This window comes from Streptomyces sp. NPDC056347 (assembly GCF_042262625.1).
Classification (GTDB): domain Bacteria; phylum Actinomycetota; class Actinomycetes; order Streptomycetales; family Streptomycetaceae; genus Streptomyces.
The window spans coordinates 1-7,807 of the sequence record NZ_JBHJQP010000264.1; the positions used below are offsets into that span (position 1 = coordinate 1).

The 7,807-nt window shown below is 72.8% G+C and carries 4 protein-coding genes; 1 reads left to right on the forward strand and 3 read right to left on the reverse strand.

Annotated elements, in window-relative coordinates; translation table 11 throughout:
• Positions 1-49 precede the first annotated feature (49 nt).
• Positions 50-4,282: a S8 family serine peptidase gene (locus ACFCV8_RS34605; RefSeq protein WP_376689481.1), complete on the reverse strand. Its 4,233-nt coding sequence runs from the start codon at positions 4,280-4,282 to the stop codon at positions 50-52.
• Between the two features lie 91 nt (positions 4,283-4,373).
• Between ACFCV8_RS34605 and ACFCV8_RS34610 the strand changes: the two genes are divergently transcribed.
• On the forward strand, positions 4,374-5,336 hold the full coding sequence (locus ACFCV8_RS34610) for a helix-turn-helix domain-containing protein (protein WP_376689482.1): 963 nt from the start codon (positions 4,374-4,376) through the stop codon (positions 5,334-5,336).
• Positions 5,337-5,357: 21 nt separating this feature from the next.
• Here ACFCV8_RS34610 and ACFCV8_RS34615 read toward each other — a convergent pair whose 3' ends face one another.
• Together ACFCV8_RS34615 and ACFCV8_RS34620 are read right to left on the reverse strand one after the other, a co-directional pair.
• Entirely contained in the window at positions 5,358-6,080 is a 723-nt protein-coding gene (locus ACFCV8_RS34615; RefSeq protein ID WP_376689483.1) for an aspartate/glutamate racemase family protein, read from the reverse strand.
• Positions 6,081-6,103: 23 nt separating this feature from the next.
• A complete protein-coding gene (locus ACFCV8_RS34620) occupies positions 6,104-7,585 on the reverse strand; it encodes an NCS1 family nucleobase:cation symporter-1 (RefSeq protein ID WP_376689484.1) in 1,482 nt (493 codons plus the stop codon).
• Positions 7,586-7,807: the final 222 nt, after the last annotated feature.

Consider the following 7,807-nt stretch of genomic DNA (forward strand, 5'->3'; position numbering starts at 1 on the left):
GCGCCGGGACGGATACGGTCCCGTCCCGGCGCCCCCACGGGCACGGTGCTCAGCGGCGCAGGGCCAGGCGGTGCACACCGCCGTCGACGGTGCCGACGAAGAGCGTGCGGCCGTCCGGGCTCGCGGCCAGCCTCGTGGTGTCGGTGTTCTGCAGGCCGGACGAGATGTTCTGCCAGCTGCGGCCGCCGTCGGTGCTGCGCAGGACGCCGCGGCCGCCCTGCGGGAGCCCACTGGCCCGGGACGCGGTGGTGGCCGCGTACCAGGTGTCCTTCACCCGGAGCAGGTCGGAGACGTGGAGGGCGAGCGCGCCGGTGTCCGCGGTGCGGAAGCCGCGGCCGCCGTCCGTGCTGACCCGGACGGTCTCACCGCCGACGACCAGGCGCCGCCCTTCCAGGCCGATCGCGGTCACGGGGCCGTCGGCCACCTTGGTCAGGGTCACGCCGCCGTCGTCCGAGCGGAACAGGCCGTCGCGGCTGCCGAGCCACAGACGCAGCGGGTCGGCGGGGTCGCCCGCGAGGGCGTCGAAGGAACGGCCGTGGTACAGGTTCTTCCACGTCGCCCCGCCGTTGCCGGTGGCGAACAGCCCCTTGCCGAGCAGGCTCTGGAAGCCGACCAGCACCCGGTCCGGGTCGGCGGGGTGGACCAGCAGGGCCGTCGGGACCTCCGACGAGGTGCCCCGCTCCTGCCAGTGGTCCCCGCCGTCCCCGCTGCGCTCCACGGCGAACGATCCCGACGCGGTGCGCCGGACCCGCCAGACCACCTTGGGGTCCTTGGCCGACACGGCGAGCTGCGGGACGGCGACGCCCCTTCGGCCCTCGCCGCCCGACCGGCCCCACTCCGGGCCCCGGACGGGAAGCGTGGTGCGGTAGACCGAGCTGTCGGTGGCGGCGAGCAGCCGACCGTCACTGACCGCGAGGTCGTTGACGGTCAGGCCCTGGACGCCGATCCGCCGGAGCCCGGTACCGTCGTCGGCGCCGCGGTAGAGGCCGTCCTGCTCGCTGGCGACGGTCACGGACCCGTCGGCCCAGCGGTCGTAGTCCAACGGCAGCGCCGCCCGGGTCGGCTGGGGTGCCTCGGTCCAGGTCCTCCCGCTGTCGTGGCTGACCCGGGCGGTGCCGAGCGTCGTGGTCAGGTACAGGTCGCCGCCCGAGGCCAGCAGGTTGACGCCGCCCTCCGCCAGCGGCAGCAGGGTGGCCCACTTCTTCCCGCCGTCGTGGGAGCCGACCACGCCCAGGCCCGGGACGTACGCCGCCACGACCGAGGCGTCGGCCGCCATCGAGCCGACGGTCTCACCGGCCGGGTCGAGGACCAGGCGTGCCGCACCGGGCTCGCCCGAGCCGATACCGGAACGGGACCAGACTCCGTCGTACGTCGACAGGTAGAGGGTGTTCCCGGTGAGGACGGCGGTCCTGACGCTGCCGGGGACACCGGTCGGGTACGTCGTCCAGTGGTCGCCCGCGTCCGTGCTGACCAGCAGCGCGTCCGAGGTGACCGCGACCAGGGTGCGGGTCCGCTCGTCGGCGGCGAGGGCCGCGAACCGGGTGTCCGGGACGTCGAGTGTGCGCCAGGTGCGTCCGTTGTCGTCGGTGCGCAGGATGGTGCCCCGCCGGCTGCCGTCGTGGACGCTGTTCACCGCGTACCACCAGCGGTCGGCGTTCTTCGCGTCGACCACGAGCGGGCCGGTGCCCTCGGGGACCGGGAGACGGCCCAGGCGGCGCCAGGAGGCGCCGTTGTCGGTGGTGAGCCAGGGGGCCGCCTGCTGGTACTGGGTGAGGACGGCCTGCTTCGGCCGGTCCGGGGAGAGCGCGACCCAGCCCGCCTCGCTGTTGGGCCCGGCCGGCTCCCAGCGGTCGGTGCGGCTGTCGGCCGGGGTGACCTCGAAGAACGCGGAGCCGGTGAGCACTCGACCGCTGCGGGTGGTGCCCCGCACCTCGACCCGGTAGACGCCGGGGTCGGCGCCGGTGGCCGGGGCCCGGTAGTAGCCGGTCTTCGCGTCGAGGGCGGCGGGCACCTCGAAGGACCTGCCGCGGGGCGGGGTGACGGTGACCACCGGGGGTGCGGTGAGCGGGGTCGGCGGGGCGATGTGCACGGTCGTGCGGCCGTCGCTCGGGTCGGGGGCGGCCTGGACGGCGAGGTGCCGTACAGCGAGCAGATAGGGCACGCCGATCGCGGGACCGCGGTCGGGGGTCGCGGTGAGCCGGCCGGCCGTCTCGGTGTCGGCGGCGGGCCGGGCGGTGCGCAGCGAGAGCGTGACGGTCGCGCTGCGTCCGGCCGGTACGGTGATCCGCTTCGGCGAGACGGTGGCCGGGCCGTCGGTGCTCAGCGCGGCCGACAGGGCACGGCCGCCGGTGTTGCGCAGCGTCACCTTCGCGGTGCCGCCGATCCGCTTGCCGGACAGGTCGGCCAGGCCGAACGACACCGACGGGGGTGAGGCGCTGAGAGTGGCGGCGGCGGCCGCGGCGACGTCGAGCCGGCCCGAGCCGCTCGTGGTGGGCCCGGTGCCGGCCAGCGGCTTCGCGGTGCCCATCAGCTCGGCCTTGATCTCGGCGGGGGTCCGGCCGGGGTGCAGCTGGCGCAGCAGGGCGGCCGCCCCGGCGACATGCGGGGCCGCCATCGACGTGCCGGACATGCGGTACTGGCCGGGCCCGTACAGGGACTTGGGGATGGTGGAGCGGATCTCCACGCCCGGCGCCACCAGGTCGGGCTTCAGCGCGAAGGCCGGGGTGGGGCCGCGCGAGGAGAACGAGGCGATCTGATCGGTGGCGTCGGTGCCGCGCAGGGTGACCGACACCTTCCCGGTGCCGAGCCGGGCGCTCAGTTCGGTGTACTGGGTCGAGTCGATGCCCATGACCACCAGCCGGTCCATGCGCAGCGAGTCGCCGGAGGCGTCGATCCGCGCGGACGACGAAGGCACCTGGACCACGCCCGGTCCGGTGCTCGCCTCCGGCGGCCGGACCGCTCCCGTTTCTCCGGCGAGGAACACCGGACCGTCGGCGGTGGGCAGTCCGCCCAGCACGGCGAGCGCGCCGCGCTTCTCCGCCTCCCGGGCCCACTCCAGGGCGTCGGCCCTCAGGTCCCGTGTGTCGGCGGCGACGAGCATCTCGGCGCGGACGATCTTTCCGCGTACGTCACCGGCCCGCTCCCAGTCCTCGGGGGTGCCCGCGCCGACGTCGACGAGCGGGGCCGTGACCGGCTGCTCGGGCGGGTTCGCGGACAGGATGCCGCGGTAGGTCTGGATCAACTCGGGCTTCCGGCCCGCCAGATAGGCGCTCGGCAGCCGCAGGCCGCTGGTCGAGGCGCCGACCGAGATCACCCCGTCCGCGATGCCGGGGGTGCTGACCGTGCCCGCGCCCGGCCCCTCGTTGCCCGCGGCGGCCACCACGACCACACCGGCCTCCACGGCCGCGGTGGCCGCGCGGCCCAGCGGATCGCTGCCGTCGCCGGGGCCGCCCAGGCTCATGTTGATGACGTCGGCACGGTACGGGTTGGCCGGGTCGGCGGCGGCCTCGATCCCGGCGATGATGTCCGAGGTGTAGCCGGCGCCGTCGGCGTCCATCACCTTGTACGCCAGCAGCTTCGCGCCCGGCGCCATGCCGGTGACGCCGTCCTTCCCGGCGGCCCGGCCCGCGACGATGCCCGCGACATGGGTGCCGTGGCCGTTGTCGTCCATCGGGTCGTCGTCGCCGTTGACGAAGTCGTGCCCGCCGACGACCTTGTGGCCCTTGCCGATCTTGCCGCCCAGGTCGGGGTGGGTGTAGTCCACGCCGCTGTCCAGGATCGCGACGGTGGTCCCGGTGCCGTCGGCCCGGGTCCCGGCGGGGTCCTCGCGCCGCCAGACGCCGGGGGCGCCGGTCAGCGGCACGCTCGTGCCGGTCTTCGTCAGCATCCGGGTGTCGGGGCGGACGGCGGCAACTTCGGGCAGCGAGGAGAGACGGCCCACCTCGGAGGCGGGCACCGTCATCGCGACGGCGTCGATGAGCAGGCCGAGTTTCCGGGTGGCCGAGGGATGCAGTCCGGCGTCCCGCGCCGAGCCGAGGAATGTCTCCTGCCGCGCGGCCAGGGCGCGGCGCGCCGCCCCGACGTCGCGGGCGGCCCCGGCGGCGAACAGCGAACCGCCGGGCGCGGCGGTCACCGCGGGGCTGCCGGACAGTTCGACGAGTACCCGGCGGGGCGGATCGGGGGTGGTGGACGCGTCGGCGGCGCCCGGCGAGGCCGCCAGGGCGCCGGCGAGCACTACGACGGCGAGTGCCGCATGACGCGGTCTTCGTGACTTCATTGCCATGCGCAAAGGTCCTACCGGTCATGGAGCTTGCCGCACAACGGATCTCCGTGGCCCATTGCTGCCGGTGGCATGTCTGGGCCACGATCCGTTCATGACTCCCGAGACCTCACAGCTCACTGCCGCGGGTATCGACCCGTTCGACGAGAGCGTCTATCGCCATGTGCTCGGTCGACGGACCGCGGCGCCCGCCGAACTCGCCGCAGACCTCGGATGTTCGGCCGAGCGTGTCGCCCGGGCGCTGGACCGGCTCCGTGACCACGGGCTGGTCGGCCGGCTCGCCGGGGCCCGTCGCCGGTACGCGGCGATCGAGCCGGAGGCCGCCGTGGAGGCGCTGGTGCGGGCCAGGACCGACGAGCTGGAGAAGGTCCGGTCGGCGGCCGGTGAGCTGTCCCGGCTGTTCGCCGCGGCGTGCGCCGGGGCGGGCGGTGAGGACGAGGTGGAGATCACCACCGGAAGCGAGGCCCTCGGCCGGTGGTTCGTCCGCCTCCAGCAGGAGGCCCACCAGGACGTCATGACCCTGGACCGGCCGCCCTACGCCCTGACCACCTCCAACCCGGTGGAGGCGACCGCGCTGGGCCGGGGCGTGCGCTACCGCGCGGTCTACGCCCCCGAGGCGCTGGAGTGGCCCGGTGTCCTCGACGACATCCGCGAGCTGGTCCGCCACGGCGAACAGGCCCGGGTCCTGCCCGGTCTCGGCATCAAGCTCGCCATCGCCGACCGGAAGCTCGCCCTGATGCCGCTCTCCCTCGACCTGCACGACGTACGCGCCGCGGTGATCCGCCCGTCCACCCTGCTCGACGCGCTCACCCACTACTGGGAGCTGTGCTGGAAGCAGGCCCTGCCGCTGGAGGCCCCCGCCGAGGACCCGCTCGGAGAGGAGGACCGGCTCGTCCTCACCCTGCTGGTCAGCGGCCTCAAGGACGAGGCGATCGCCCGCCAGCTCGGCTGGTCGGTACGCACCATGCGCCGCCGGATCAGCAGACTGCACGAACTGCTCGGCGCGGCCAACCGCTTCCAGGCCGGGGTGATCGCGGCCCGCAGGGGCCTGCTGTGAGACAGGCCCCCGCGCGCAGGGTCACCCCCGGGGCGGCCAGTTGAGGATCCTCTTGGGCCGCGGGGTGGCGTACGTACGCACCTTGGACGTGCTCAGGCCGAGCCGTACCAGTGACTCGGCGATGGTCACCGCCGCGCTCACCCCGTCGACGACGGGTACCCCGGTGCGTTCGACGACGCGTTCGGTGAGCCCGGACATGCCCCCGCATCCCAGGCAGATCACCTCCGCGCGGTCGTCCTCCACCGCGCGGGCGGCCTGTTCCACGATGGCGTCCACGGCGGCCTTCTCGTCCCGCTCCAGATCGAGCACGGCGAGGCCGCTGGCGCGTACCGAGGCGCACCGGGCGCTCAGCCCGGCGGCGTGCAGGCGTTCCTCGATCAGCGGGACCGTGCGGTCCAGACTGGTGACGACGGAGTAGCTGCGGCCGAGGAACTGGGCGGTGCTCGCGGCGGCTTCGGTGATGTCGACGACCGGCACGTCGAGCAGTTCCTGAAGGCCCTCGCGGCCGTGTTCGCCGTAACCGGCCTGGATCACCGCGTCGAACGGCCCGGGGTAGGCGCGTACGGCCTCCATCACGGCGATGGCGGCGAGGTAGCTCTCGTAGTTGCCCTCGACGGACTCGGCCCCGAAGGCGGGTGTCAGCGGAACGATCTCGGTGCCGGGCGACGCCGCGTCGGCCGCCTGCTCGCCGATCGAGTCGGTGATGGACTGCGTGGTGTTGACGTTGACGACGAGGATGCGCATGGCTCGGCTCTCTGCTGGGCGGTTCATTCGGCGGCGACGGCGATGGACTCGCCGTCCACGTCGTTGAGTTGCGCGGTGCGGTCGGCGACGGCCGTGTACAGCAGCGCGGCCAGGACGGCGCCGATGAACCAGGAGAACCCGGACACGGCGCCGAAGAAGGGCACCAGGGCGACGACGACGGCGATCGCGGCGCTGGGGATAAAGGCCCACACGGCCCGGGGGTTGAAGCCCCGGCGGTAGTGGTAGTCGCCCTGCGCGCCCTCGGTGTACAGGTCGGGCACGTTCACCCGGGACCGGCGCAGCAGCCAGTAGTCCGCCATGATCACACCGAAGAGGGGGCCGAGCAGGGCGCCGAGTCCGCCGAGGAAGTAGTTCACCACGACTGGGCTGTTGTAGAGGTTCCAGGGCAGGATCACCAGCCCCGCGACGGCGCTGACCAGCCCGGCCCGGCGGAAGTTCAGCCGCTGCGGGAAGAGGTTGACCAGGGCGTAGATGGGTGCCACGAAGTTGGCCAGCAGGTTCACCGCGACGGTCAGCGCGATCAGCGCGAGCGAGGCGATGGCCAGCAGGAACATGTTGGGGATCGTCCGCACGATGTCCGTGGGGCTGGTGATGACCTGGCCGTCCAGTTTGAACTGCGCCCCGCTGAGCACTGCCACGATCACCGCGAAGAACAGCATGTTCACCGGGATGCCGACGACGTTGCCCCGGACGATGGAGCCGCGGCTCCTGGCGGACCGGGTGAAGTCGCAGAAGTTCAGTACGAACGTCCCGTAGATCACCACCCAGAGCGCGGCGCCCTCGAGGATCTGCAGCCACATCGCGCCGCCGGTGAGCGGCTGGTCGACGGACCAGGAGATCGAGCCGTCGGCGCGCACGAACATCCAGACCGCCAGGGCGCACATGGTGATCAGGGTGGTGGGCGCGGCGAAGGCCATGTAGCGCCGGATCATCTGCATCCCGTAGCTCACGATGAGCACCTGGAGGGCCCACAGGGCGAGGAAGGTGATCCAGCCGAGCGTCGACTGGCCGAGTACGGAGTCGGTGCTCAGCGACCGGAGGCCGGGGAACATCGTGACGACCAGGGTGCTGAGGACGGACGACGCCAGGTAGGTCTGGATGCCGAACCAGGCGATGGCGACCGCGCCGCGCACCATGGCCGGTATCTTCGCGCCCCTGACGCCGAAGGCGATGCGGCTCATGACGGGGAAGGGGACCCCGGTCTTGTGCCCCATGAAGCCCGAGAGCGTCAGCAGGAGGAACAGCAGGACGGACGCGAGGGCGAAGGCGGCGAGAATGCCCCACACATTGAGCCCGAGCGCGAACAGCCCGATGGCGAACGCATAGTTCCCGAGGCTGTGTACATCGTTGGCCCACAGGGTGAAGACGTTGTAGGCGCCCCAGCGGCGCCCTTCCTTCTTCGTCGGGGCGAGATCGTACGTGTACAAACCGGAGCTGGCTGTTCCGTTGGTTTCCACGCTCGACCGGTCATCCACGGCAGTCATAGGGGGCTCCGGGGAGTTGCGATGAGGGAACGTTTCAAAGTTTCCGCAGATCGGAAGTGAACTTCCGTGGACCAGAACGTAGTTTTCGCCAACTCCACCGTCAAGGGTCTGGAGTCAATGACTTGGGAAAGCGGGTGAATGGTCTCCAATGCGGATGAAACGCGAGAACACGGCGGGCCGGACTCCGCCTCGGGGCGTCGTCCGGCCCGCCGTGTCGTGTTC